Genomic DNA, 22,950 nt, shown 5'->3' on the forward strand with positions numbered 1-22,950 from the left:
GTCGCCAAGACGGGGCCACAGATCCAGTACATCGCGCCAGGATCGCCGTGGGAGAACGGGTACTGTGAGAGCTTCAACGGCAAACTTCGGGACGAGTGCCTACGCCAGGAGATATTCTACTCGCTGAAGGAGGCGCAGATCGTCATCGGTCTATGGCAAACCACGTACAACTGCATCCGACCGCATTCGTCGCTGGGCTATCGGCCGCCCGCGCCCGTCAGCTACCCGGATCTGGCATTCCGGCTACCCATGGCCGCTACCATGCAGTAACCTCGCAACTGGCTCGGTCCAAAATACCGGTCAGGTCAAGCGGCGAGGATCGCAAGCGCCTCGCCGGGCAGGCGGATCGGATCATCCGCAAGGGCCAACTGAGCCTGGACGACCTCGCCGCCGCGGTCAGGCAGGTGCTGGCTCCCGTAGGCCTTTCGCGATCCTGAAGCCGCCGCTCGCGTCCTTGGGATCAAGGCCGATGTGTCACGATTGACGCTCGACGGTCGACTGGGGAACGTCTTGCTCCCGCTTGGTTCGCGTCCGATCCCGCCGCCTGCGCTGAGCCCGGGGCGTGCGCATCCGGGTTCGGGTCGGGCGGACGTCTGGCATATGGGGACCGCCCTTCCGCACGGTTTGCGGCGATACGCTCGCGGAGGCTGACGGCGCGTTCAGCAATCGCCGCCGCGTCGCAGCGACGGCAGGGTCCGCCCCGACCCGCGGCATCGCAGTTCGCCGGAAACCGGCAACTCGGACGCGTCATGTTCGTCAAGGCCTCCAGTGCTTGCCTGCCGCCGAACCTGACATCCTTCACCCTGGGGCATCCGCGATCCGGCGGCGATTGCGATACCAAACAACACTCTGCAGCCGCTCGTCCACCTGTCTACCCCCCTCCTTCGCGCGGAACCCTTGCACAAGTTTTTTCCGCTCGTGCCCGTCATCGGATTAGTGGCTCACACGTTGGCAGGGTCGGACGACGCATCTTGCCGACCTGCATGGACGAGGTCGGGACGTCCATAAGCGCGATGAAAGTGACGTGATCGATGGTGAAAACGGCGGGGAGCCACGTAATCGGAAGCCTGTCGTCAAACAGCGACGTGCGCGCGGCTGCGCGGGAAGCGATGACGGCTGTGCTCGCCACCTTCAAACCTGGTGCGCCTGTCCTGATCGTCAGCCATTTCGATGCCGATGGCCTGACCGCGGCCGCCATCCTGGTCAAGGCCTTGCGGAAGGCCGGTATGTCTGCTGAAACCCTCGTCATCGGCAAAGGCGAGTCGCCGTGGGATCCGGAGGTCACCGACCGGATCGCTGCCCGGAGCCCCGGCGCGCTGATCGTCGCCGATCTCGGCACTCGGCCTGACCCGGTCCTGCCCAGCTGCCCGACCCTCGTCATCGACCATCACGTCCCGACCGGTGAACCGAACGGCGCCGTCACCATCAGTGGAAACGGTCTCGATCCGGAGCCGACCACGGCCCTGCTCGCCTGGTGGGCGTCTGCTGCCCTGGGCGATCAGGCGGACCACCTTTGGCTGGCGGCGGTGGGGCTCATCGGTGACATGGCGGAGGGACTCGACTTCCCCGAGATCGCCGAAGCTCAGTCCCGCTGGGGGAAGACGGCACTGCGGGACGCCACGTCGCTGGTCAACGCCCCTCGCCGGACCGCCGCCGCGGATTCCGGCCCGGCGCTTCGTCTCCTGCTGGCATCGGACGGCCCCAAGCGCATCACGAAGGGTGACGATGCGGACGCGCTGGCCCTTCATGCGGCGAAGGCCGAGGTTCGGGCGGCTATGGACATCGCTAAGCGGGTACCGCCCGTGGTCGGCGGCGACGTGGCGCTGATCTCACTAGACTCGCCGTGCCAGATCCATCCCCTGGTCGCGCAGCAGTGGCGGGGCCGGCTCAAGGACAAGGTCGTGATCGCGGCGAACGTCGGCTATCGCCCCGGATGGGTCCACTTCGCGGCGCGGTCGGCAAACGGGCGCGACCTCATCGCCTTCCTGGCCGAGCATCGCCCGGACAACGCGGACGGACGTTATGGCAACGGTCACGCCCAGGCGACGGGCGGGGCGTTGAGGAATGCCGATTGGAACGGCTTCATCCGGGGACTCGGGTTCCCCGGGCACAGGTGGACGCATGAACGGCAACGAGCGCCCCTTGCGGCTGGGCTTCCCGGTCAAGGTCATGGGTCGGCCGGACCTGAAGTCCCAGGACACCCGGCGCTGGCAGAAGGATCCGCACCTCAAGTGCTTTCTCGAATTGCTTGACCACGTCCTGGACTACCTCAGGTCCAAGAACCTCGACATGTACCGGATGTCGTCGGACATAGCGCCCTACGCGACCCATCCGGACATGCCCCAGTTCCACAGCATGGTGGCGGAGAGCAACGCCGAGTTGCGCGCTTTCGGCGCCAAGGCTCGGGACTACGACATTCGCCTATCGTTCCATCCCTCGCAGTACGTCTTGCTGAACGCCCCCAATCCCGAGCTGACCAGGAAGAGCATCTGGGACCTCTCCAGCCAGGCCGAGATGCTGGATCGGATGGGGTTGGACGACGAGGCCGTCATGATCACCCATGTCGGCGGCGTCTACGACGACCACGAGGCAAGCCGGGCGCGTTGGATCGAGGGCTGGAACCTATTCCCCGAGCACGTGAGGCGCCGGCTCGTACTGGAGAACGACGACCTGCGCTTCTCCGCGGCGGACGTGCTTTGGATCCACGAGCGAACCGGGGTGCGGCTGATCTTCGACTACCAGCACTTCTGGTGCCTCAACCCCGAACGGCTCGACATCCGCGAGACCTTCGAGCGGTTCCTCGCGACGTGGCCCGCCGGGGTCCGTCCGAAGATGCACTTCTCCTCGCCCCGCACCGAGCTGCGCGAGATCAAGCAGAAGGTCACCCCCAAGCAACGGGAGGCGGCCAAGGCCGGGAAGGCCAGGGGCAAGTCGAAGGAGTTGCTGAAGGCGCCGATCAAGGCGACGGCACGGGTCAAGACGGTCCTGCGGCCGCCGATCTGGACGGGCCATGCCGACTTCACCAACCCGTTCGAGTTCGCGACGTTCATGCGGATGGCCGAGGGATTGGTGTTCGACGTGATGCTGGAAGGCAAGTCCAAGGACCTCAGCCTGCTGCGTCTGCGTCCCGACCTTCTCCGCTTCGCCCCCGACGTCGCCGCGCGGTTCGGCATCACGGCCGAAGAGGCGATGGACGACGAGAAGCAGCTGGATGACGACGTAGATGCAGATGAGGAGACTGATGTTGACGAAGGACGGGTGGAAGCCGCTGAATGACATCCCGCGGCTTGATCTATGCCACCTCCATTACCATGAGCCGCCCGACAATGCTGAAGTTTCCATTACACTTCGGTCACGACAATGACAGAGATTGATTTCCATCGAATAATTTGGGCGGCGGGGGTTAGGTTGTTTTCTTTTGGCTGCTTCAGCGGCCCCGCGATGACTCATCGAACCTCTGTTTAGGGGCATCCGTTACAGAGCACTGAATGGCTGACGTAGGTTGGTGCAAGGCCGTTTGCTTTTTTGGTGCGTCTTCTTCGAAGCAGACTGACAGCTTTCTGCCAGATCCGGTAGGCACGATGCGCTCGCCGGAGTGTCCGAGATGGGTGGAGGGGGCGTGAAAATGCCGAAGCGGTACAAGGATTTTCCAGAAAGCTACTTAGGCATCCTTGCAATAGGGACCAAACCGCATCAAAAAAGACCTTAAGCGGGGCCGCATGCCTGCCGCGTAGACGATTGTTGTACAATTCCGTCATGCGCACTCGTTTTCACACGGGGGCGGTGGATGACGGTCGGTCAGCTATCAGGCGGCCGTTGAAGAAGCGGACGAGCTGCGCCCAGCTCACCGTCGAATGGCGCTTATGGTTCAGACGCGTTCATCATGGACGCTGGCGGAGCCGCCTTGCGACAGTCCATCACAGAAGCCCGAGTGCAATCCCTTTACCGGGCCTCGATCAGTCGCCCGCCTTCGGCAGAAGACCAGCTTGACGGAGGAAAGTCAGGTTATCCTCCAAGTGCCGGTTGTCGGTGATGCGCCCGCCCGCCACGCGCAGAATGTCGGTGGCGATGAACTCGATCGCCTGGCCTTTGCCTTCGACGCCCGAGAAGCGGTCCGTGAAATGGCCGGTGAAGCGCAAGTGGCTTACCACACGATCGCCGGCTACGATCCGTTGCACCACCATCACCGTCAGGTCGGGCACGGCAGCGAGAAATGCCTTGCCCGCAGCGGCCGGTCCGCTTGGTCCCGGTCGCCGACCGGGCGGCGGCGTGCGATCAGTGACATTCGGGCCGATCGCTTGGTCTAGCGGTGTCTGGCTGCCATTGGTCCAGAAGCCGTAGAAGGCATCGACCGGCGTCAGCATCGCCGCCACGGTTGCGGCATGCAGACCTGTATCGACGATCAATTCCTGTGGCTTGGCGAGCGCGACGGCGGCGCGGTCATCGACCTGCGCGGCGAGGGCCGGGGTGGAGAGCGCGAGCAGCGACAGGATGGCGGGCGCGATACGCATGGTCATTCCTGCTCACGCGATCGTGCCGCCGCCATCCACCGTCACTGTGGTGCCGGTCACGTAGGGATTGGTGGCGACGAAGAGGATGGCCTGGGCGATGTCCTCGGGCTGGCCGACGCGCCGTGCGGGCAACCGCTTCGCTGCGCCCTCGAACATCGTCTGCCGCCCCTCTGAACTCAGCCCCGCATGGAGCGGAGTGTCGATCAAGCCGGGAGAGACCGTGTTCACCCGAACCGGTGCACGTTCCAGGGCGAGCCCACGGCCGAGGGCTTCGAGCGCGGCGTTGATCGCACCCTGGAGCACCGAGGTCGCGCTCGGCCTAGTCGAGAGGAAACCCGAGACGAAGGTGAGCGAGCCGCCGTCGCGGATCTTCGCCGACCGGGCGATCCGGTAGGCGCCGAAGAACTTCGAGTCCATCGAGGCGCGGGCCTCGGCCAGAGGCAGCACTCCGACCGGTCCGGTCTTCGTCGAGGCCGCTGCCACGACGATATGGTCGAACGGCTCGCGGCCCGCGAAGAACGCGTCGACAGCCGTATCGTCGGTGAAGTCCAGAGCGGCGAACTCTCCCTTGGCGGCCTGCGCGGCGGCGTCCAAGCTCGCCCCCGGCCGTCCCGCCGCCAAGACGCGGGCGCCCGCTCGTGCGAACGCTTCCGCCGTCGCCCGGCCGATGCCGCCCCCGGCGCCCACGACGAGGACGCGTTGGTCTATGAGGTCGTTGGTCATGGAATCTCTCCTTTCGGCATTCGGACCGACGGCTCAGCCGTGGGAGTCCGTCTTGAGTTCGTCGGCCCTGTGGAAGGCCCCGATCAGGGCGCAGCACGGCCCCCGACACGGCTGTGGCTCGGCCGCGATCGCTCGGCTCGGCACGTCGTGAACGACGGCCGCTCAGGATGCCGAGCCCGGCAGGCCGCTTACGGTCGGTGCCCCACGGTCGTAGACCGGCGTGTCGGCCCGCGCCTTCAGCGCCCAGTCGGCGATCTCGTCCTTGCGGGCAAACCACACGCCGGGCTTCGAGCGGGCGTAGGCGAGGAACCGGTCGAGCACGCGCACCCGGTTGGCATGGCCGGAGATGCGATCGTGCAGGGACACAACCATCATGCGCCGCCGGTGCGCGCCCTCCTCGTAGAGCTGGTCGAACTCGTCCTTAAGCGCCTGCTCGTAGGCCGCCGGGTTCCAGCCCTGGAAGGGGAACGACACGATGTCGTTCATGTGGAACGTGTAGGGCACCGTGACGAAGTCGCCGCTCTTAAGGGTGACGATGAACGGCTCGTCCCGGCTCGGCTCGTCGATGTGGTAGCGGAAGCCGAGCCCCTGCAGGATGTCGAGGGTACGGGGCGAGTTACGCATCCAGTAGGCGTTCCAGCCCACTGGCCGGTGTCCCGTCGCCTTCTCGATTGCTTCCACGCTGTCGGCGATGAAGCGCCGCTCTGCCTCTGGGTCTAGGAAGTAGCTGTTCTCCCAGGTCCGTCCGTGGGCTGCGGCTTCGTGGCCACGCCGGACGATCTCCTTCGCGAGGTCGGGAGCCTTCTCGACGGCCCGGCCGATCATGAAGGACGATACTTTGACCTGATGCCGGTCGAACAGGTCGAGGAGGCGCGGGATGCCCTCGTAGACGCCATACTGGAAGAAGGCGTTGGTTGGCAGGTCCGGCAAGCCGTGCTCGATCGGATCGGGAATGACGCCTCCCGCCCCCGAGATCGGTTGGCCGCCAGCCTCGAACATCAGCGAGAAGCTGACCGCGAGGCAGGCGCCGTTGGGCCAGAAAGTGTTGTCGTCGGCCATGGTCGGCTCCGTGAACTCCCGCGCGTGGATGGACGATGGCAGCGCGGACGCCGCCGCCGCGGCGAGTCCGCTGCCGAGCAGCGCCCGGCGGGTGAAGGGGTGAGCTGCGTTCGTCATGTAATGAAAATCGAGCATTGCACGGCGGTCGAGTAGCCTGCGATGATGCGAGGATACCTCGTCCTGCAGTTGAGAATGCAATGCTCGATGACCTCAACGAGTTGCGGACATTCCGGGCGATCCTTGCCGAGGGCAGCCTGTCCGCGGCGGCGCGGCGGCTCGGTGTCACCCTGGCCGTCGTCAGCAAGCGTCTGGCGACCCTCGAAAGGCGGGTCGGCGTCCGACTGATCCATCGGACGACCCGCGCCCTCAGCCCGACCGAGGAGGGATCCCGTCTCCTGATCGATGTCGAGCGCGCGTTGGAGGCCATCGAGAGCGGAGAGGAGCGGCTTGCCGGTGCCCGCGATGAGCCGGCCGGCACCCTTCGGGTGAGTGCGCCCATCGCCTTCGGGCGCCGCTGCGTCGCGCCGGTGATCGGAGACTTGGCCCGCCGCTACCCGCGCCTTGCGGTCTGTCTCGAACTCGACGACCGTCTGGTAGACCTCGTCGGCGAGGGGCTCGACGTGGCGATCCGCATCGGCGGCTTGGCCGATAGCTCGGCGATGATGCGCAAGCTTGCCGACAACTGCCGTATCCTAGTGGCGTCGCCTGCCTATCTCGACGCCGCTGGTCGCCCTGAGACGCCGGAAGAGGCGGCCAGGCATACCTTCCTGCGTTACGGCTCTTCCGCCGAGCCGTGGCGACTTAGAGGGCCTGACGGCGTCGCAGCCAACCTCGCGGCGACCGGGCGGCTGCGGGTCGACGACGGGGACGCCGTGCACGATTGGGGTTTGGCCGGGCTTGGCATCATGCTGAAGTCGCAGGTCGATGTCGCTGCGGACCTGTCGGCCGGGCGGCTTGAACGGGTGCTGCCGAGGTGGGACGGAGGCGACGCGCCGGTCGTCGCGCTCTATCCTACTGGCCGTAACCTGCCGCTCAAGACACGCGTCCTGCTCGAAACACTCGAACACCATGTCGCCGAAACGCTTGGTAATAAGAGCACACGTTCCACGCCTCATCCGAGTTCTGCGGCGCGTACTTTTGCCGAAGCAATAGCGGAACGAACGTCCGCTTTCGGAAGATCTTAATACACGCTGCTTCGGCGAGTTTGGGTGGCAGGCGGAACATCCGCTTGCGAGCGATGGGTCAACTACCGCATCCCACCCCAAGCCGAGTTTGGTGGACGGCAGACGAACGACCACTCCGGAGAAACGCAAACGGCATTCCCGGTGGCTGGATAAAGTCGATAGGCGCCAGTCCGATTTTCCGACCGACTTCCTCCGAAGCGCACAGGCCGCTCTCGGCCAGACTGCACCATGTTGAATGGTCTAAAAACGCGGGACCGGACTTTTCGGCTTCGCCCCCACCCGCATGCCGTAAGCGGCCGCGGCCTCAGCGCCGGAGGTGGCCACGCAGCGTGCTGACGCGGCTGCCCACGAGGCGTACGGCCTTGCGGAGCTGCTCCTCGCTGATCCCGAAAAGCCTGGCGTAGGCCTCGCGGCTGGACCGGTCGTGGATGTCGAGGTGCGTGCGTTCGGTGTCGGTGGCCATCGGTGTTCGCTCCCTGACCTGCGTCCCGAAGGAGCGCCGTCGACTCTTGGATCAACGCGACCTCGGCTTCCGTGTTGCGACCCGAACAGACGCGTTCCGCCGGTCATGCACAGTTTCCGCGGATGATCCGACGAATGGAGGCGTCTGGCCGGTATGCAGGTCGATATCGGGACGGAACTTGGAGAACCGAGGCGTTGCCACGACCGGAGCCCGCCCGGCCCGCGCGCCCTCGCTTTCCTCTCGGATGGAAATCCATCCGAAATCGCGTCCGGGAAGGAATGCAACCAACGACGCTTGGCGATCTTCTTCCTCATATCCACCACATCGAACGTTTCGTCGGCCGCGCCCTTCGGATGATCCGCGTTCGCGAAGGCCGCAGCCATGATCCATTGCAATCATCGCCACGATGGCGAGGCCCCACCGGCCCTCACCGAGGTCGCCCTGGTGCTGTCGAGGCGAATGGTGCCCCCCGAGAACGCGGACCTGCCGTCGCGCCTGGCAGAACTGGTCGCCGTGCTGCTCGCACGGGATTGCGAGCGCGGTGACCAACGACCGTGCGCCGCAATCCGTCAGCCCGATGCAGCCTGACCGGTCCGAGCGCCGCTCACGAGCGTTCAGACAACCGCTGGCTTGCGATACGACCCTGAGGAGCCCCCCCCCTCACGGTCCGATCGGTCGCGGCAGGTGTGCTCACCCCCTGGGCGGACGGATGCCGAGCAGGCGGATGACCGCGAAGGCCAGGACGGCCGAGGCGAGGCCAAGGCCGCACACGGCGAGGAAACCGCGTGGATCGTCGCCCAAGGGCAGCCCCTTCACGTTCATCCCGAACAGGCCTGTGATGAAGGTCGGCGGCAGGAACAGCGCCGACAGGACCGAGAGGACGTAGAGCTGCCGGTTGGTCGCCTCCCCGATGCGCTCGGAGACCTCCTCCTGCAGCAAACGCGCACGCTCCGCCTGCAGGGTCATGTCGCGGTCGAGCGCGTCGAGGCGCTGCGCCAGGCGCGCTGCGGCCGCGACCGCGGGTCCGTGGACGTCGTCCGTAGCCCCGTCCGCCTCGAGCCGGTGGAACACGGCGGCGAGGCCGGCGATCTGCCGGTGCAGGCGCACCGCGTTGCGGCGAACCGGCCCGAGCCGTCGCCGGTCGTCGCGGGGCCGTCCGTCGAGGATGTGGTCCTCGATCCCGTCGAGCGCGTCGGAGAGCCGTTGCCCGGTGGTGGCCATCGCCGACACGACGTGCCCGACGAGGGTCTCGAGGAGCAAGGTCGGCGAGGCGACGGTGTCACCGCCCTCGACCGCGGCGCGGGTCGCGTCCGGGCTCTCCGCCGGTCCGCGGCGGCCGCTGACCAAGCCTCGCGGTCCCATGACGAAATGGAGCCTGCCGGCCGGGGCCGGTTTCGCGCCCGGGCGGGCGAGGTCGGCGACGACGCCCCCGACGTGGCCAGCCTCGACCGTGACGCGCTGGTGCTCGTCACGGGCAAACACGGCGGTGGCGAGCCGGGTGGGACCGAACCTGCCTTCGCCCGCCGGCCCCGCGAGATCCGCTACTTCGAGGTCGTAGTGCAGCCAGATAAACCCGCCGCCGAACGTGCCGAGGTCAGCCACCACCTCCGCCGCCGGGACGGCTCGCCCCCGCCCATCCGCGTCGAACGCCATGGCCCAGAGCGGTTCGCCCGGCCGGGCCGGTCCCGCGATATCCGTCGTGGTCAAGGGCGTGGCGCTGGTATCCAACGGCTTCATGGGTGATCCAATCAATGATCGGCCCGGTGACAGCGGGCCGACGAGAACCCAGGAACGACTCCGGCGTTCATGCCCTTCGAGTGTTCGGCAGTGCTCGACGACGCCGAGGGCTTCGCGCATGGTCGATGTCGGCATCGACAGGCGTCGGTTGCCGATCCGCCGGTAGGTTGGCGGGAGCCGTAGGCCTCCAGGGCCGTTGTGGGACCGGCAGCCAGGCTCGGTGCGCCCAGTCGGATCGGACGGCATGCAATCGGAGAACGAAATTCTGCGTCGGCAACTCGCCAAGGCGAAGGCGGAGATCAGACGCCTGCGCGGGCGGAACGAGGGGCATGTTCATGCGCCGACGGGCAACGAGCGCACCTCCGCCGCCGGGACCGACCTGCTGTTCACGGCGGCGGAGAAGACCCGCATGCCGCAGATCGTCACCGATCCGAACCTGCCCGACAACCCGATCGTCTTCGCCAACCGCGCGTTTCAGGAACTGTGCGGTTACGGAGCCGAGGAGCTGATCGGACGGAACTGCCGGTTCCTGCAGGGGCCGGACACGGATCCGACAGACGTCACCAAGGTCCGGGACGCCATCGCGGCGCGGCGCGACGTGGTCGTGGAAATCGTGAACTACCACCGCGACGGCACCCCGTTCCGCAACGAGCTTTACGTCAGCCCGGTGTTCGATCCGGACGGACGCCTGCGCTACTTCTTCGCGAGCCAACTCGACGTCACTCGGTTCCGCACCGAGGAGGAACGCCTCGCCGACAGCGAGGCACGCTACCGCGCCCTGTTCGAAGCTGTGGACGCGGGCTTCTGCATCGTCGAGATGCGCTACGATGCGTCCGGTCGGGCGGTCGATTATCGCTTCGTCGAGGTCAACCCGGCGTTCGAGGGCCACACCGGCTTGCGGGATGTCGCGGGGCGCTGGGTGAGCCAGGTCATCCCCGGCCTGGAACAGGCCTGGAAGGACATCTACGGCGAGGTCGCCCTAACGGGCCGTCCGACGCGCTTCGAGAGCGGCGCGGTGGCGATGGGCCGGTGGTTCGATGTCCACGCCCTGCGCATCGGCGAGCCGGCCCGGCGGCGGGTCGCCATCCTGTTCAACGACATCACCGAGCGGCGCGAGGCCGAGCGGGTCCTGGAGGACACCGCCCGTGACCGGACGGACGAGCGCGACATGGTCTGGCGCACGAGCCGCGACCTGTTCCTGGTCTGCGGCTTCGACGGCCGCTACCGGACGGTGAACCCGGCCTGGACCGAGATGCTCGGTTGGTCCGAGGACGAGCTCGTCGGAGCGACGTTCGACGCGTTCATCCATCCCAAAGACCTCGCCTCCGTGCAGGCGGTGTTCATGGACCTCGTGAACGGCATCGTGCTCGACGACATCGACGTGCGGATGCGGACGCGCGACGGCGGTTTCCGCTGGCTGTCCTGGTATGCGATCCCGCGCGGCGACCATTTCTACGCGGCCGGCCGGGACGTCACCGAGCGCAAGGCCCTGGAGGAGCAGCTCCGCCAGTCCCAGAAGCTCGAGGCGGTCGGGCAGTTGACCGGAGGCGTCGCGCACGACTTCAACAACCTGCTGACGGTCATCAAGTCGTCGACCGACCTCCTCAAACGTCCGAACCTCGCGGAGGAGCGCCGGACCCGCTACGTCGACGCCATCTCGGATACCGTCGACCGGGCCGCGAGGCTGACGGGTCAGTTGCTCGCCTTCGCCCGGCGCCAGGCGCTCCGACCGGAGGTCTTCGACGTCGGCCGCGGCGTCGCCGCGGTCTCCGACATGGTGCGCACGCTCACCGGTGCGCGCATCCATGTCGAGACCCGCGTCGAGCCGTTCCACGATGCCGGGGGCCGGGAAACCCCCTGCCTCATCGATGCCGACCCGAGCCAGTTCGACACGGCCCTGGTCAACATGGTCGTCAATGCGCGGGACGCGATGTCCGGCGAAGGCCGGATCACCATCCGTATACGGTCCGTCGACCAAGTGCCCATCGTCCGGGGGCACGCCGCCCACCGCGGGGACTTCGTCGCGGTCTCCGTGACGGACACCGGCACCGGGATCGCCCCGGACGTGCTCGACCGCATCTTCGAGCCGTTCTTCACCACGAAGGGCGTCGGCCAGGGCACGGGCCTCGGACTGTCCCAGGTGTTCGGGTTCGCCAAGCAGTCCGGCGGCGAGGTCGTCGCCGAGAGCCGCCTCGGCGAGGGGACCACCTTCACCGTCTACCTTCCGCGCGCCGCCGCCGTCGCGGTCGCCGGCAAGAAGGTCGAAGAGCCCGCGCCGTTGGCCGACGGGCACGGGACCTGCGTCCTGCTGGTGGAGGACAACCCGGAGGTCGGGGCCTTCGCGGCGCAGGCCCTGGAGGAACTCGGCTACAGCGCCGTCTGGGCGACCGACGCCGAGAAGGCGCTCGCCGAGCTCGAACGCATCCCCTATCGGTTCGAGGTCGTGTTCTCCGACGTGGTGATGCCCGGGATGAACGGGGTCGACCTAGCCTGCGAGATCCGGCGCCGGCAACCGGGCCTCCCGGTCGTGCTGGCCTCCGGTTACAGCGAGGTGCTCGCGGCGCAGGGGACCAACGGGTTCGAGCTCCTGCGCAAGCCCTATTCTGTCGAGGAACTGTCACGCGTCCTCCGGAGGGCCGTGGGGCGAGCCGTCCCACGCACGGGTAGCGTCCCGGTCCCAGTCACGGACGGATGACGTCCCCCGGCGTGTGCGTTCGACATTCCGCACCACCCCGACATCCCGATGGCTGACGGAAGGGTTCGAGTGGGATATTCAATCGACGTGAAGAGACTCCCGGCGATGAATAGCCATCCGATCCCGAACATCGTCGACGACGCCGACCGCCTCAGCGCCCTGATGAGCTACGCCATCCTCGACACCCCGACCGAGTGGGGCTTCGACGACATCGTCCAGTTGGCCTGCCACCTGTGCCAGGTCCCGGTGTCCCTCGTCAGCTTGGTCGCCGGCGACCGGCAGTGGTTCAAGGCCCGGGTCGGGTTCCCGCATTGCGAGACCGACCTGGACAGCTCGATCTGCGCCCACGCCCTGGCGCAACCCGACGCCGTGCTGGTCATCCCCGACCTGACGGTGGACCCGCGCACCCGGGCCAATCCGCTGGTGACGGGCGAGCCGTTCATCCGGTTCTACGCCGGCGCGCCGCTGGTCACACCCGACGGCCATGTCCTGGGCAGCCTGTGCGTCATCGACAAGGTGGTCCGGCCCGGGGGACTGACCGTGGCCCAGGCCGAGAACCTCAAGGCATTGGCGCGCCAGGTCGTCACGCAGATGGAGCTCCGTCGGGCGGTGACGAGCCGCGATATCGCCCGTGCGGAGGAGCAACGCGCCTACCAGGTCCGTGAGGCTCTGCGCGATTCGCAGGCACGGATCGCCGCCGCCGGCGGCGACCTCGATGCGGTTTTGCGGGCCGTCGTCGCCGGGGCGATATCGGCCGTTCCGGCGGCGGATGGCGGCGTGATCGCGCTCCTCGACGGCGACCACCTCGAATACCGCGCCGTCCTCGGCTCCTTGGCGGCCCACCGCGGCCAACGCGTCCCGCTGGCGGCCAGCGGGGCCGGCCGATGCGCCCGGACACGCGAACCGTACCTCGTGAGGGACGCGGGCAGCGACCCGCACGTCGACCGCGGCCTGGCCGGGACGCTCGGCCTGGGCTCGGCGGCGTTGGCGCCGATCCTGGGCGGCGACGGCGTGCTCGGCGTGCTCAAGCTCCAGTCGGCGCGGACGGACGCGTTCACGCAGGGCGACCTCGACATCGTAGGCCTGTTCACCAGCGCGGCGACCGCCGGGCTGACCGAGGCGTCGGCGCGGGCCGAGACTTGCGAGAAGGATGACTACTGGCGCGGCCTGTTCGACCGCCTGAGCGAGGGGTTCGTCGTCGGCGAGGTCGTCAGGGACGAGCGCGGGCGGGTGATCGACTGGACCTACGTCGAGGTCAATCCGGCCTGGGGCGACCTTCTCGGCATCGATCCGAAGACGGTGGTCGGCCGGTCCGTCCGCGAAGTCATCCCGGACATCGAGGAGGAGTGGATCGACGAGTTCGCACAGGTGGTCGAGACCGGCGAGGTGGCCAACTTCACCCGACGCATCGAGACGATCAGCCGATGGTACGAGGGCCGCGCATTCAGGCTCGACGCGAACCGCTTCGGGGTCATCTTCCTGGAGGTCACCCAGCGCGTCGAGGCCGAGGACCGCCGGTCCGCGCTCCTGACCCTCGGCGACCGCCTGCGCGACCTGACCACGACGGCGGACATGACCCGGGCCGCCGCCGAGATCGTCGGCCGGACGCTGGGTGCGACCCGCGCCGGGTTCGGCCGGATCGAGGGTGACGTCGAGGCCATCGAGATCGAACCGGACTGGACCGCCCCGGGCATCGCGAGCATCGCCGGACGGCACCGCTTCGACGACTACGGCGACCTTCGAGGCTCGCTCAGGCGCGGCGAACCGCTCGTGATCGACGATGTCGCCACCGACCCGCGCACGCGGGACGACCCGGGGCCGATGAGGGCCATCGCCGTCGGCGCCTTGGTCAACATGCCGGTGCGCGAGCGCGGGCGCACCGTGGCGGCCTTCATCGTCCACGACGTCAAGCCACGGACCTGGGCGGGCGAGGAGCTCGCCTTCCTGCGCAACGTCGCCGACCGGCTTGAGGTCGGCGTCGCACGGGTCCGCGCGGAGGAACTCCAGGCCGTGCTGAACACCGAGCTCGTCCACCGCCTGAAGAACACGCTGACGGTCGTCCAGTCCATCGCCACGCAGACCCTTCGAAGCGTCACCGAGCGCGAGCCGGTCGAGGCGTTCGAGCGCCGGGTGCTGGCGCTGTCGCGCGCGCACGACGTCCTGATGCAGAAGAGTTGGGCGGCGGCCCGGATGCGGTCGGTCATGGAGAGCGTGCTCGGCCTGCAGGCAGACCTCGACCGCTTCGCCCTCGACGGCCCCGACATAGACATCAGCCCGCAGGCGGCCCTGTCCCTGACGTTGCTGCTGCACGAGCTCGCCACCAACGCGTTGAAGTACGGCGCGTTGTCGGCGAAGGCGGGCAGCGTGCGCATCGCTTGGCGGACCGAGCAGGGCACGGCGCCGACGCTCGTGCTCGACTGGACGGAGAGCGGGGGGCCGAGCGTCACGGCCCCCAACGGCCGCGGCGGATTCGGTTCGAAGCTGATCCGCATGGGTTTGGTGGGAACCCGCAACGCGGACCTCGAGTATGGTCATTCCGGGCTGCGCGCCGAGTTCCGTGCGCCCCTGACCGACATCCAGATCCCCGTGCATTGACCCACGATGACCGAGACGCGCCGCCCCGAACACGCTCTGGTCCTCGTCGTCGAGGACGACCCGATCCTGATGCTGTCCCTGGTCGACTTCGTCGAGAACGCGGGTTGCGAGGCCATCGAGGCCGATAGCGTCGCCGAGGCCATCCGCATCCTGGAGACGCGCCCCGACATCCGCACGGTGTTCACCGACCTCGACATGCGCGGGTCGACCGCCGGCATGGAGTTGGCCCTGTCGATCCGCGACCGCTGGCCGCCCATCGAGTTGCTGATGGTCTCGTCGCAGCCCTGGGACGCCTCGCAGATCCCCGAACGCGGCATCGTCCTGGGCAAACCGTTCGATCGCCGCAGGATCGTGGCGGCCATCCAGAAGTTCGCGGCCTGATCCAGCCCCCCGGCTTGGCGGCCTTCCGGTGCAAGACCATCAGACCCGCGACGGCTCCTCCGCCTCGCCCGTTTCCGCGGCGTCCGTCTGGCGGTTGTCGAGCTTGCGCAGCTCGGTGGCGATGTCCTGCAGGCTGGCGTCGCCCTTTCGCAGGACCCGGTCGGCCTCCGACAGGCGGTCGCGCTCCGCGGCGGTGACGTCCCGGGCACTCAGCACCACCACCGGGACCTCGGCGCATCCTGGCAGGCCCCGAAGCCGGTCGAGGAAAGAGAACCCGTCCATCACGGGCATGGTCAGGTCGAGCAACACGAGGCGCGGCACCCCGTGCCGGACCTGTTCGAGGGCCTCGCTGCCATCCCCGGCCTCGCGGACGCTCCAGCCGTTGCGCTCCAGCACGGTCTTTAAGCGGTGGCGCATGTCGGCGTCGTCGTCGACCACGAGCACGTCGCCGTCGGCCGCCCGGAACTGGTCCAGAATCTTGCGCAGCCGCGTCCAGTCGACGGGCTTGGGCACGGCCTCGACCGCACCGAGTGAGGCGCTCAGCGCCGCGTCGGCGACGAAGCTGACCATGACCACAGGGATGGCTGCGGTCTCGGGGTCGGCCTTCAGGGCGGCCAGCACCGACCAGCCGTCCATCTCGGGCATCATCACGTCGAGCAGGATCGCGCGGGGCTTGAGCGACCGTGCGAGGTCGAGCCCGGTACGCCCGTCCCCGGCGGTGCGAACGGCGAACCGTTGGCGTTCGAGGAACCGGGTCATCAGCTCGCGCTGGTTGGCCTCGTCATCGATGACCAGCACGAGGTCCCCTCCCGTCGTCTGGTTCTCGGGAGCCGCCGGTGCCGCCTCGACGGCCTGCCCGGGGGCCTCTGCCGGGACGCGCAGGGTGAAGCTCGTCCCCTGGCCCTCGACGCTCTCGACGGTGATGTCGCCGCCGAGCAGCTGGGCGAAGGCGCGGCTCAGCGCCAGCCCGAGGCCGGTCCCGCCGTAGGTGCGCGTCGTGCTCTCGTCTGCTTGCGTGAACCGCTCGAACAGCCGCCCGACCTGCTCCGCGTTCATGCCGATGCCGGTGTCCTCCACGGCGAACCAGAGCCAGTCGCCGGCCGGGTCGACGTCGCGGGCGGTCCTCAGCGTGATGGTGCCGGACTCGGTGAACTTGGCGGCGTTCGACAGCAGGTTGAAAACGCACTGGCGCAGCTTGGTCGCGTCCGTGCGCGCCCGGCCGACGTCATCGGCCACGTCCAAGACGAGGACGTTGCCCTTCTTGGCGACCAGCGCCTCCACGGTGCCGGCGGCGTCCGTGACGAAGCCGGCGACGTCGATGTCCTCGGGGTAGAGCTCCATCTTCTCGGCCTCGACCTTGGACAGGTCGAGCACGTCGTTGATCAGCCCGAGCAGGTGCTGGGCGTTCGACTTGATCTTGCCGAGGTCCTTCAGAAGGCTGTCCTGGCCGAGCTCCTCCGCCTCCTCCTCAAGCATCTCGGAGTAGCCGATCACCGCCGACAGCGGCGTGCGCAACTCGTGGCTCATGTTGGCCAGGAAACGGCTCTTGGCGCGGCTGTGCTCCTCGGCGGCGTCGCGGGCCTCCCTCAGCGCCTTCTCGAACGCCCGGCGCTCGGTGACGTCCGCATGGACCCCGACCCATTCCCGGACCGCACCGTCGGCGTCGCGCACCGGCACGGCGCGCACCGAATGGTACCGCCAGGCGCCGTTCGGCGACCGGACCCGGTGCTCGACCCCATACGGCGTCCCGCCCCGGACCGCCGCCTCCCAAACCCGGCGCGTCTCCGCCAGGTCCTCGGGGTGGATCGCGGCCGTCCAGCCGCCGCCGCGGTACTCGGCGAAGGTCTGCCCCGAGATCTGCTCCCAGCCGGGCTGCTCCTCGACGAGGTTGCCGGTGGCGTCGGCCGTCCACATCACCCCGTCCACCGCCCGAACCGCCGAGCGGAAGCGTTCCTCGCTCACGTGCAGGCGGCGCTGGACCCGGCGCTGGTCGAGCGAGCCGGCCATCATCGCCAGGAACAGGATGACGAAGGTCACCCCCGCCACCGCGAGGGCCAGGTTCTGCTGGTTGACGCCGAGCGCGGTCGCGTGCGCGGCGTGGGCGCCCGCCTCCTCGGCGGTGAACGTCGCGGCCGCCATGCCGGTGTAGTGCATCCCGGCGACCGCCAGGCCCATGACGCACGCCGCGGCGAACTTCTGCCAGGGCTTGTTCCGGCGGAACGTCAGCCATAGGGCGACGGTCGCGGCCGTGACGGCGATGGCGACGGACACCGCAACGATGGCGGGGTCGTAGGCGAGGTTGCCCGGCACCCGCATCGCTCCCATGCCGGTGTAGTGCATCGCCGCGACGCCCGCGCCCATGAGCGGGCCCGCGACCAGGAGGGACGCGGCGGCGGTCCCGCGGCGCCAGACCCAGGCGAAGCCCGCGGCCGTCGATCCGACCGCGATGGCCAGGGACAGCAAGGTAAGCCCGAGGTCGTAGGCGGCGGACATGCCCATCTCGAAGGCGAGCATGCCGACGAAGTGCATCGCCCAGATGCCGCCGCCCATGGCGACCGCGGCGCCGCCCCCCCAGGCCCAGCGCGGGCCTGCGTCCCGGCCGCGGACCCGGGCGCCGAGATCGAGGGCGGTGTAGGAGGAGAACACCGCGATGACGACGGAGAGCGCGACGAAGGAAGGATCGTAGCCGGTATGGACCATGTGACTTCCGGTTGGGGTCCCGCGGAACCATCGCACGAAAACACAGCGGTACAGCGGCAATCGCCCATTCGTGAAGACGGTGCTCGATCAGCCACCTGAAAGGGTGCCGGCACAATCGATGGTCCCACAGCCATCCGCCCGCATCGTACCCCGTATCCCGGAGCGGTCGGGACGGACGTCCCGGCATCGAAGGCATCGCGTCGAGCGGCATCCTCCGGCCGCGATTGGCATCAGGGGGATTCCTTGAACGCCAAGTCCGTTCTCGCAGCGGCGGCCCTCCCCCCGCTCCCAGCCGTCGCCCGGGCGCAAAGCCTCGTGCGCGGTGCGCATGAGGGTGCCAACGGCGCGCGGCGCGGCCACCGGCACCGTCAACGGCATCCTCGGCGTCGACGACCGCCGGCGCTTCTGCACCTCCGTCCGCGGCGAGCGCCGCGCCTCCTTCGCCTACGACGGCGACGTCCGTGTCCGTACGGTCCTGCCGTCGGCCGGCGTGAGCTACCACGACGTCCCGGAGGAGTACGGCGCCCGCTGGCACCCTACACCGTCATCGACGGCCGCACCGTACTGGTCGAGCGTGGCAGCGGCCGCATCGTCGAGGTCTCCACTTAGCAACGCGAGGGAACGCCCCGGGCCAACGTGCCCGGGTCACTCCGGGGCGTGGCTCAAGGCAGGAATCGGAGGCAGGCCGCGAGGGCGGCCGTCGCGGCGAGTGGCAGACGCATCATCGCGACCATGGCACCGGCCCGCATGCCAAGCGAGTCGTTGTCGTTGTCCGCGAACCTGGCGAGGGTCAAGCGCCAGCGAGCGATGGATGCCTCGACGTCGATGGCTCGGGGCACGTTCGTGTCGGTCATGGTTCGCCTCTCCGAACGAACCTCTTCATGGCCCAGGTCGGAGCTTCGGTCCGCGACGGCACGACCGATGCGGAACGCCCACCACTCACAGGTCGGCATCTCACCCTCGCGGCATGAAAACGTCAGCCCAGGGGCTGAAGCACGAAGTCGTCGGCGACCTCCAGGGTGTGGACGTCGAATTGGGCAAGCAACGCCGTACCGAAGCTCGTCGAGATGGCGACGTCGGTCGCGTCGCGACCGCGGGCGATGACGACCCGCCCGATCCGCCGAGCGTCGTGGCGCGCGTCGAACGTGTACCAGCGCGGCCCTTCCGGGCCTGTCAGGTAGACCTCGAACCACGCGGAGAAGTCCATCGGGTTGGGGTCCACGGGCACGCCGATGTCGCCGAGGTAGCCGGTGCAGTACCGTGCCGGGATGTTCATGCACCGGCACAGGGTGACGGCGAGGTGGGCGAAGTCGCGGCAGACGCCGACCCGCTGGTGGTACCCGTCGAAGGCAGAGCGCGTCGCGTCGGCGAGCTGGTAGTCGAACTGGATGCGTTCGTGCGCCCAGGTGATGATGGCCTGAACCCGTCCCCAGCCCTCGGGGACGCCGCCGAACAGGGACCAGGCCGTGCCGGCGAGCTTGTCGGTGTCGCAGTATCGCGAGGCCAGCAGGTAGACGAGCACGTCGTCCGGGAGGTCCTGAACCGGAATCTGGCGCGCATCCGGCACGTAAGCGTCCGGCTCGCCGCTGTCGGCGATCAGGAAGTTGGCCGAGACCGTCATCCGCCCGCCTGGGGAGACGAGGCGAACGCAGGTGTTGCCGAACCCGTCCGTGTAGGTCCGCATCGGCACCGGTGGATCGGGCCGCAGCGCGTCCGGGGTCAGCAGGTCGTGGGCGCGGGACGGGTGGACGTTCAACTGGTAGATGATCGGCGTCGGACCGAACGTGTCGTAGCCGATGGTGTATCCGCCCCTGATCCTCATGTTCGTCCCCGTTGTTGGGAGGTTCGCCGTCCCATTCGCTTCGGCGGCGTCCGGCGATGCTTGCATGTGCCGTGCCCCGCCCGGGCGAGGCCATCCAAGGCGTGAGTAGCCACGCGGAAGACCCGGCGGCCCCGAACGTTAAGGTCCGGAATCGGCTTTGCTGCTCGCTCGGCGCCTCTTCTTTGAGGACGTTGAGGATCACGCCGCCGAGGAAGGGCCGTCAGGGCAGCGATGGCCGCGTCCGAGACCGCCGTGGCCGCACCGACGAAACCCGCGACGACGGCGACGACCAGGACCCAGTGTCCGATCCTGCGGTAGGCGTCCTCGTGGTCATCGTCCAGGCCGTGGTGTGTGACGACGAAGGGAAGCGCCATGGCCACCGTGAGGAAGGCCAGGACGGCGGGGCCCGTCGCCTCGCGATGGAGGAGGAGATAGCCGACGAGGCAATAGGAGCCCATGTGGATCCAGAACGCCCCGACCCCGCTGCCGACGTCGACCGAGGCGCCGCGGGCGTCGGTGACCGGTATGCCGGCCCGGCGGGAGCGGTCGACCTGGGCGAGCCCGTAGAACGCCATCAGGCAGGTGAGCGCGATGGAGTAGACGTGGCCCTCCGAGAAGCCGCCGAAGGTATCCCCGGCCATAAAGTGGAAGGTATGGCGCGCCTTTGCCTGCCGCCCTCAGTCTGGTTTCACCGGCGTCGCGGCCGCCGGCTGGGTTGAGAGTTGCTGGCGGGCCTCAACCAACTTCGTCTGTGCGTCCGCGAGCTCAGCCCGGGCGGAGCGCAGCTTCTCCTCGACGTCCGCCGCCTCCCTGTTCCTGGCGGACAGCGTCACCGTCAGCATCGCGAGCTGGCCCTGCGCGTCGGCCTGCCGCTTCTGCAACGCATTTAACGCCGCGGCGGCGGCATCACGATCCGACGTCAGCTTCTGAACCGACTGCTCGGCTTGGCCGCGCTCTGCGGTGACACGGTCGCGTTCGGATTTGGCCGTCGCCAGTTCGCCCTGTGTGCCGTCCAGCGTCTGCCGCCCCTGCTGCACCTGCTGGGACAGCCACTCATTCTCGGCACCCAGCTTGTCGCGGCTCGTGGTCAAGCCCGCGACCGCCTGCTCCAGGTCGACGCGCTGCTTGGCCACCAGTTCGGCCGCGGTGCGAGCGTCGGCGAGTTCCTTCTGCGCCGTGGCCGCACCCTCGCGGGCCTTCTGCTGGCGCTCCTCCGCCTGGGTGAGGTCTGCGGTCTTTCCGTTAGCCTCCTGCGCCATGGCGGCGATGTCGGCGCGCAGCTTGGCCTCCTGCTGCCGGGCGTCCTCGACCCGGCGCCCGACGTCGGCGAGTTCCTGGGTTCGGGCTGTGGCCGCCTTCTCCGCGGCGGTGGTCGCGTCGCGCAGGGGGGCGAGCTTCTGTTCGGCCTGGATCACCTGCGCCTGTAGGCCGGATAGTCTGTTCGTCTCCGCATCGGACGCCACCTTCGCCTCGGCGGCATTCCGTTCGGCCGCCTGCCGCTCCTCGGCGAGGCCGGTTGCCTGCGTCCTAGCCTCTTCGCTGGCCTGGGTGGCCTGCTTTACCTCGGTCTCGGACGTGGCGATCCTCGCCTGCAGCGCCGCGAGGGTTCCGGCGGTGGACCGCTGTTGGCTAAGGTCCGTCTGAAGGGCCGTCCGCTGTCCCTCCAATTCGCCGATGCGGTGGTCCCTGGCGCTGCGCTGCATGGCGCCGGCGATGGACGCAACAACCAGCCAGAGCAGCAGCACACCGGCAACGACGGCCAAACTGAACGGAAACGGGCGGCGAAGCTCGGAGCGATAGTCGATGGCCATGGCGGTCCTTCGGGTTCGAGGGGTGGCGGGTCAGGTCAGGTCGGGTCGGTGGCCTCGCCCGGCGTCGGCGCCGCGCCGGCGGCGCCTGGTTCGGGACCGCGGGAGGTGCCCGTCGGACTGCCATGGCCAGCTTCGACGATGGGGCCGGGCATGGCGAGCGGTGCCCGGCGTTCGGGCGAGGCGATGCCGGAACCGAGGAATGCCGGGAGCTCAATGCGCGACGGCGTTCCGCCCGACGGTTCGTTCGGCTCGTGGAACACGAACACGTCGGCCGGGTCCCCTATCCTGGCGGAACCGGGCCATCTCGCCCCGCAAGACGTCACCAGCCCCACGAAGCGCCTCGTCAAGCAATCAGGGAATGCCATGGGAAGAGGTAGGCGTCGGTACGGAACTCATGGGTACCCGCCCCACGCCTGCCTGGGCTCACCGGGGGGCTTGCGGGCCTCGACATTTCCGGCCCGCATGACGTGGAAGGCGCCGTACCCGAGCGCACCCACCACCAGGGCCGTCGCCACTGGGTTACTCCGTGAGAGCGTCTCGGCATCGCGATAGAGTTCGCGCCATCCGCGGCCCGCGACCCGACCCGAGAGTGCGTCGAGGTTGTCAGCGACCGTGTGGACGAACGACTTCGCCTGCGTCTGTCCGTGGAGTTCGCCGCCACCCGAACGCAGCGCGCGGGCGAGCTCGGAGAAGAAGCCGGCCGCCTCGGTCTTGCGCCGGTCGGCATAGCCGCCCGCCTGATCACGCAAGGCGTCGGCCAAGCTAGCCGACAAGCGCGCCGCCTGCATCGGGCCGTCGGCGGCGGATTGCCGTCCCGCAGGTCGGGTGGGATCGTTCATGGTGTTGCTCCGGACCTGCGGGACGATGCGGGAGGGGGGCCAGCCCTAGCGGCGACCGTGGACGACCATCGCGAGGAGGTAGCCGAGCGCACCGGCCATCGCCGCCATCATCAACGGGGACTCCTTTGCGTAGCTCGTCACAGTGTCGGCGCCCTGACGGTAGGCGCGCTCGGCGTCCGGGAAGGCGTCGCGGCCCTGCTTCAGCGCGCCCTGCGCAAGATCGCCGGCTTGGTCGGCCACGTCGCGCACGGTGTCCTTGGCTTGCCCGTACAGGTTCTCGACGTTACCCTTGGCCTCGTTGACAGCGCCCTTGGCCTGGATCTCACGGTCGCCAGTCAGTTCCCCAGCCTTGCCCTGTACCTTGCCGCCGAACTCCTTCGCGGCACCGGTAATGCGGTTCTCGTCCATGGTTCTTCTCCTGGGTGGGTGC

Annotated in this window: 21 protein-coding genes and 1 pseudogene; 9 read left to right on the forward strand and 13 right to left on the reverse strand. The window is 68.5% G+C overall.

Translation table 11 applies throughout. From position 1 onward, the window contains the following. The 3 genes from BM228_RS27640 to uvsE form a co-directional block, all read left to right on the forward strand. A partial coding sequence (locus BM228_RS27640; protein WP_139234232.1) for an integrase core domain-containing protein occupies window positions 1-270 on the forward strand: 270 nt, incomplete at its 5' end. A 761-nt stretch (window positions 271-1,031) separates the two neighbouring features. Next, window positions 1,032-2,252 (forward strand): DHH family phosphoesterase, encoded by a 1,221-nt coding sequence (locus BM228_RS35595; RefSeq protein ID WP_244537331.1) that lies wholly within the window; start codon window positions 1,032-1,034, stop codon window positions 2,250-2,252. Continuing rightward, window positions 2,170-3,276, forward strand: coding sequence for a UV DNA damage repair endonuclease UvsE (gene uvsE / locus BM228_RS27650; RefSeq protein ID WP_244537332.1), 1,107 nt, complete (start codon window positions 2,170-2,172; stop codon window positions 3,274-3,276). Before BM228_RS35595 ends, uvsE begins: the two co-directional genes overlap by 83 nt. 680 nt (window positions 3,277-3,956) lie before the next feature. On the opposite strand, the gene BM228_RS27655 is transcribed toward uvsE, so the two are convergent. From BM228_RS27655 to BM228_RS27665, 3 genes are all read right to left on the reverse strand, one after another. After that, window positions 3,957-4,517: an ester cyclase gene (locus BM228_RS27655; RefSeq protein ID WP_244537333.1), complete on the reverse strand. Its 561-nt coding sequence runs from the start codon at window positions 4,515-4,517 to the stop codon at window positions 3,957-3,959. Between the two features lie 6 nt (window positions 4,518-4,523). Continuing rightward, window positions 4,524-5,234, reverse strand: coding sequence for an SDR family oxidoreductase (locus BM228_RS27660; RefSeq protein ID WP_092045697.1), 711 nt, complete (start codon window positions 5,232-5,234; stop codon window positions 4,524-4,526). Between the two features lie 162 nt (window positions 5,235-5,396). Beyond that, entirely contained in the window at window positions 5,397-6,410 is a 1,014-nt protein-coding gene (locus BM228_RS27665) for a polysaccharide deacetylase family protein (RefSeq protein WP_092045764.1), read from the reverse strand. A gap of 17 nt (window positions 6,411-6,427) precedes the next feature. Here BM228_RS27665 and BM228_RS27670 point away from each other — a divergent pair, with 17 nt between their 5' ends. After that, entirely contained in the window at window positions 6,428-7,477 is a 1,050-nt protein-coding gene (locus BM228_RS27670; RefSeq protein ID WP_244537334.1) for a LysR family transcriptional regulator, read from the forward strand. Window positions 7,478-7,781: 304 nt separating this feature from the next. Here BM228_RS27670 and BM228_RS27675 read toward each other — a convergent pair whose 3' ends face one another. Then, window positions 7,782-7,940 carry a DUF3606 domain-containing protein gene (locus tag BM228_RS27675; RefSeq protein WP_092045701.1) on the reverse strand — a complete coding sequence of 53 codons (159 nt, stop codon included), beginning with the start codon at window positions 7,938-7,940 and terminating at the stop codon, window positions 7,782-7,784. 381 nt (window positions 7,941-8,321) lie between these two features. Here BM228_RS27675 and BM228_RS27680 point away from each other — a divergent pair, with 381 nt between their 5' ends. Continuing rightward, the gene (locus tag BM228_RS27680; RefSeq protein WP_092045703.1) at window positions 8,322-8,528 is read left to right on the forward strand and encodes a hypothetical protein; all 207 of its coding nucleotides are present in this window, start codon (window positions 8,322-8,324) and stop codon (window positions 8,526-8,528) included. 102 nt (window positions 8,529-8,630) lie between these two features. Here BM228_RS27680 and BM228_RS27685 read toward each other — a convergent pair whose 3' ends face one another. Then, window positions 8,631-9,677, reverse strand: coding sequence for a CorA family divalent cation transporter (locus BM228_RS27685; RefSeq protein WP_244537335.1), 1,047 nt, complete (start codon window positions 9,675-9,677; stop codon window positions 8,631-8,633). Between the two features lie 244 nt (window positions 9,678-9,921). Between BM228_RS27685 and BM228_RS27690 the strand changes: the two genes are divergently transcribed. The 3 genes from BM228_RS27690 (at window position 9,922) to BM228_RS27700 (ending at window position 15,348) form a co-directional block, all read left to right on the forward strand. Beyond that, window positions 9,922-12,372 carry a PAS domain S-box protein gene (locus tag BM228_RS27690; protein WP_092045705.1) on the forward strand — a complete coding sequence of 817 codons (2,451 nt, stop codon included), beginning with the start codon at window positions 9,922-9,924 and terminating at the stop codon, window positions 12,370-12,372. A 105-nt stretch (window positions 12,373-12,477) separates the two neighbouring features. Continuing rightward, window positions 12,478-14,967, forward strand: a complete 2,490-nt coding sequence (locus BM228_RS27695) for a GAF domain-containing protein (RefSeq protein ID WP_092045707.1) — start codon at window positions 12,478-12,480, stop codon at window positions 14,965-14,967. Between the two features lie 6 nt (window positions 14,968-14,973). Further along, window positions 14,974-15,348, forward strand: a complete 375-nt coding sequence (locus BM228_RS27700) for a response regulator (RefSeq protein WP_092045709.1) — start codon at window positions 14,974-14,976, stop codon at window positions 15,346-15,348. Window positions 15,349-15,387: 39 nt separating this feature from the next. Here the strand turns inward: BM228_RS27700 and BM228_RS27705 are convergent, their stop codons facing one another. After that, window positions 15,388-18,048: an MHYT domain-containing protein gene (locus tag BM228_RS27705; protein WP_092045711.1), complete on the reverse strand. Its 2,661-nt coding sequence runs from the start codon at window positions 18,046-18,048 to the stop codon at window positions 15,388-15,390. 243 nt (window positions 18,049-18,291) lie between these two features. On the opposite strand from BM228_RS27705, the pseudogene BM228_RS35600 reads away from it, so the two are divergent. Then, window positions 18,292-18,657, forward strand: a pseudogene (locus BM228_RS35600) (DUF1236 domain-containing protein). Between the two features lie 53 nt (window positions 18,658-18,710). Here the strand turns inward: BM228_RS35600 and BM228_RS27715 are convergent. The 7 genes from BM228_RS27715 to BM228_RS27745 form a co-directional block, all read right to left on the reverse strand. After that, window positions 18,711-18,902 carry a hypothetical protein gene (locus tag BM228_RS27715; RefSeq protein ID WP_092045713.1) on the reverse strand — a complete coding sequence of 64 codons (192 nt, stop codon included), beginning with the start codon at window positions 18,900-18,902 and terminating at the stop codon, window positions 18,711-18,713. A 122-nt stretch (window positions 18,903-19,024) separates the two neighbouring features. Beyond that, window positions 19,025-19,870 carry a transglutaminase-like domain-containing protein gene (locus tag BM228_RS27720; protein ID WP_092045715.1) on the reverse strand — a complete coding sequence of 282 codons (846 nt, stop codon included), beginning with the start codon at window positions 19,868-19,870 and terminating at the stop codon, window positions 19,025-19,027. Continuing rightward, the gene (locus BM228_RS27725; protein WP_092045717.1) at window positions 19,867-20,511 is read right to left on the reverse strand and encodes a hypothetical protein; all 645 of its coding nucleotides are present in this window, start codon (window positions 20,509-20,511) and stop codon (window positions 19,867-19,869) included. Before BM228_RS27725 ends, BM228_RS27720 begins: the two co-directional genes overlap by 4 nt. Window positions 20,512-20,547: 36 nt before the next feature. Further along, on the reverse strand, window positions 20,548-21,681 hold the full coding sequence (locus tag BM228_RS27730) for a coiled-coil domain-containing protein (protein ID WP_092045719.1): 1,134 nt from the start codon (window positions 21,679-21,681) through the stop codon (window positions 20,548-20,550). Between the two features lie 35 nt (window positions 21,682-21,716). Further along, window positions 21,717-21,947, reverse strand: coding sequence for a hypothetical protein (locus BM228_RS27735; protein ID WP_244537336.1), 231 nt, complete (start codon window positions 21,945-21,947; stop codon window positions 21,717-21,719). Window positions 21,948-22,073: 126 nt separating this feature from the next. Continuing rightward, window positions 22,074-22,520: a hypothetical protein gene (locus tag BM228_RS27740; RefSeq protein ID WP_139234233.1), complete on the reverse strand. Its 447-nt coding sequence runs from the start codon at window positions 22,518-22,520 to the stop codon at window positions 22,074-22,076. Window positions 22,521-22,565: 45 nt separating this feature from the next. Next, the gene (locus BM228_RS27745) at window positions 22,566-22,928 is read right to left on the reverse strand and encodes a CsbD family protein (RefSeq protein WP_092045723.1); all 363 of its coding nucleotides are present in this window, start codon (window positions 22,926-22,928) and stop codon (window positions 22,566-22,568) included. Window positions 22,929-22,950 lie beyond the last annotated feature (22 nt).

It is taken from the genome of Methylobacterium pseudosasicola, assembly GCF_900114535.1.
Classification (GTDB): domain Bacteria; phylum Pseudomonadota; class Alphaproteobacteria; order Rhizobiales; family Beijerinckiaceae; genus Methylobacterium; species Methylobacterium pseudosasicola.

Coding starts and splice junctions, on each gene's coding strand:
- BM228_RS27675 (WP_092045701.1), bottom strand. CDS start 7,940: ATGGCCACCGACACCGAACGCACGCACCTCGACATCCACGACCGGTCC.
- BM228_RS27720 (WP_092045715.1), bottom strand. CDS start 19,870: ATGAGGATCAGGGGCGGATACACCATCGGCTACGACACGTTCGGTCCG.
- BM228_RS27660 (WP_092045697.1), bottom strand. CDS start 5,234: ATGACCAACGACCTCATAGACCAACGCGTCCTCGTCGTGGGCGCCGGG.
- uvsE (WP_244537332.1), top strand. CDS start 2,170: ATGGGTCGGCCGGACCTGAAGTCCCAGGACACCCGGCGCTGGCAGAAG.
- BM228_RS27685 (WP_244537335.1), bottom strand. CDS start 9,677: ATGAAGCCGTTGGATACCAGCGCCACGCCCTTGACCACGACGGATATC.
- BM228_RS27655 (WP_244537333.1), bottom strand. CDS start 4,517: ATGACCATGCGTATCGCGCCCGCCATCCTGTCGCTGCTCGCGCTCTCC.
- BM228_RS27715 (WP_092045713.1), bottom strand. CDS start 18,902: ATGACCGACACGAACGTGCCCCGAGCCATCGACGTCGAGGCATCCATC.
- BM228_RS27740 (WP_139234233.1), bottom strand. CDS start 22,520: ATGAACGATCCCACCCGACCTGCGGGACGGCAATCCGCCGCCGACGGC.
- BM228_RS27690 (WP_092045705.1), top strand. CDS start 9,922: ATGCAATCGGAGAACGAAATTCTGCGTCGGCAACTCGCCAAGGCGAAG.
- BM228_RS27705 (WP_092045711.1), bottom strand. CDS start 18,048: ATGGTCCATACCGGCTACGATCCTTCCTTCGTCGCGCTCTCCGTCGTC.
- BM228_RS35595 (WP_244537331.1), top strand. CDS start 1,032: ATGGTGAAAACGGCGGGGAGCCACGTAATCGGAAGCCTGTCGTCAAAC.
- BM228_RS27700 (WP_092045709.1), top strand. CDS start 14,974: ATGACCGAGACGCGCCGCCCCGAACACGCTCTGGTCCTCGTCGTCGAG.
- BM228_RS27665 (WP_092045764.1), bottom strand. CDS start 6,410: ATGACGAACGCAGCTCACCCCTTCACCCGCCGGGCGCTGCTCGGCAGC.
- BM228_RS27695 (WP_092045707.1), top strand. CDS start 12,478: ATGAATAGCCATCCGATCCCGAACATCGTCGACGACGCCGACCGCCTC.
- BM228_RS27730 (WP_092045719.1), bottom strand. CDS start 21,681: ATGGCCATCGACTATCGCTCCGAGCTTCGCCGCCCGTTTCCGTTCAGT.
- BM228_RS27745 (WP_092045723.1), bottom strand. CDS start 22,928: ATGGACGAGAACCGCATTACCGGTGCCGCGAAGGAGTTCGGCGGCAAG.
- BM228_RS27725 (WP_092045717.1), bottom strand. CDS start 20,511: ATGGCCGGGGATACCTTCGGCGGCTTCTCGGAGGGCCACGTCTACTCC.
- BM228_RS27680 (WP_092045703.1), top strand. CDS start 8,322: ATGATCCATTGCAATCATCGCCACGATGGCGAGGCCCCACCGGCCCTC.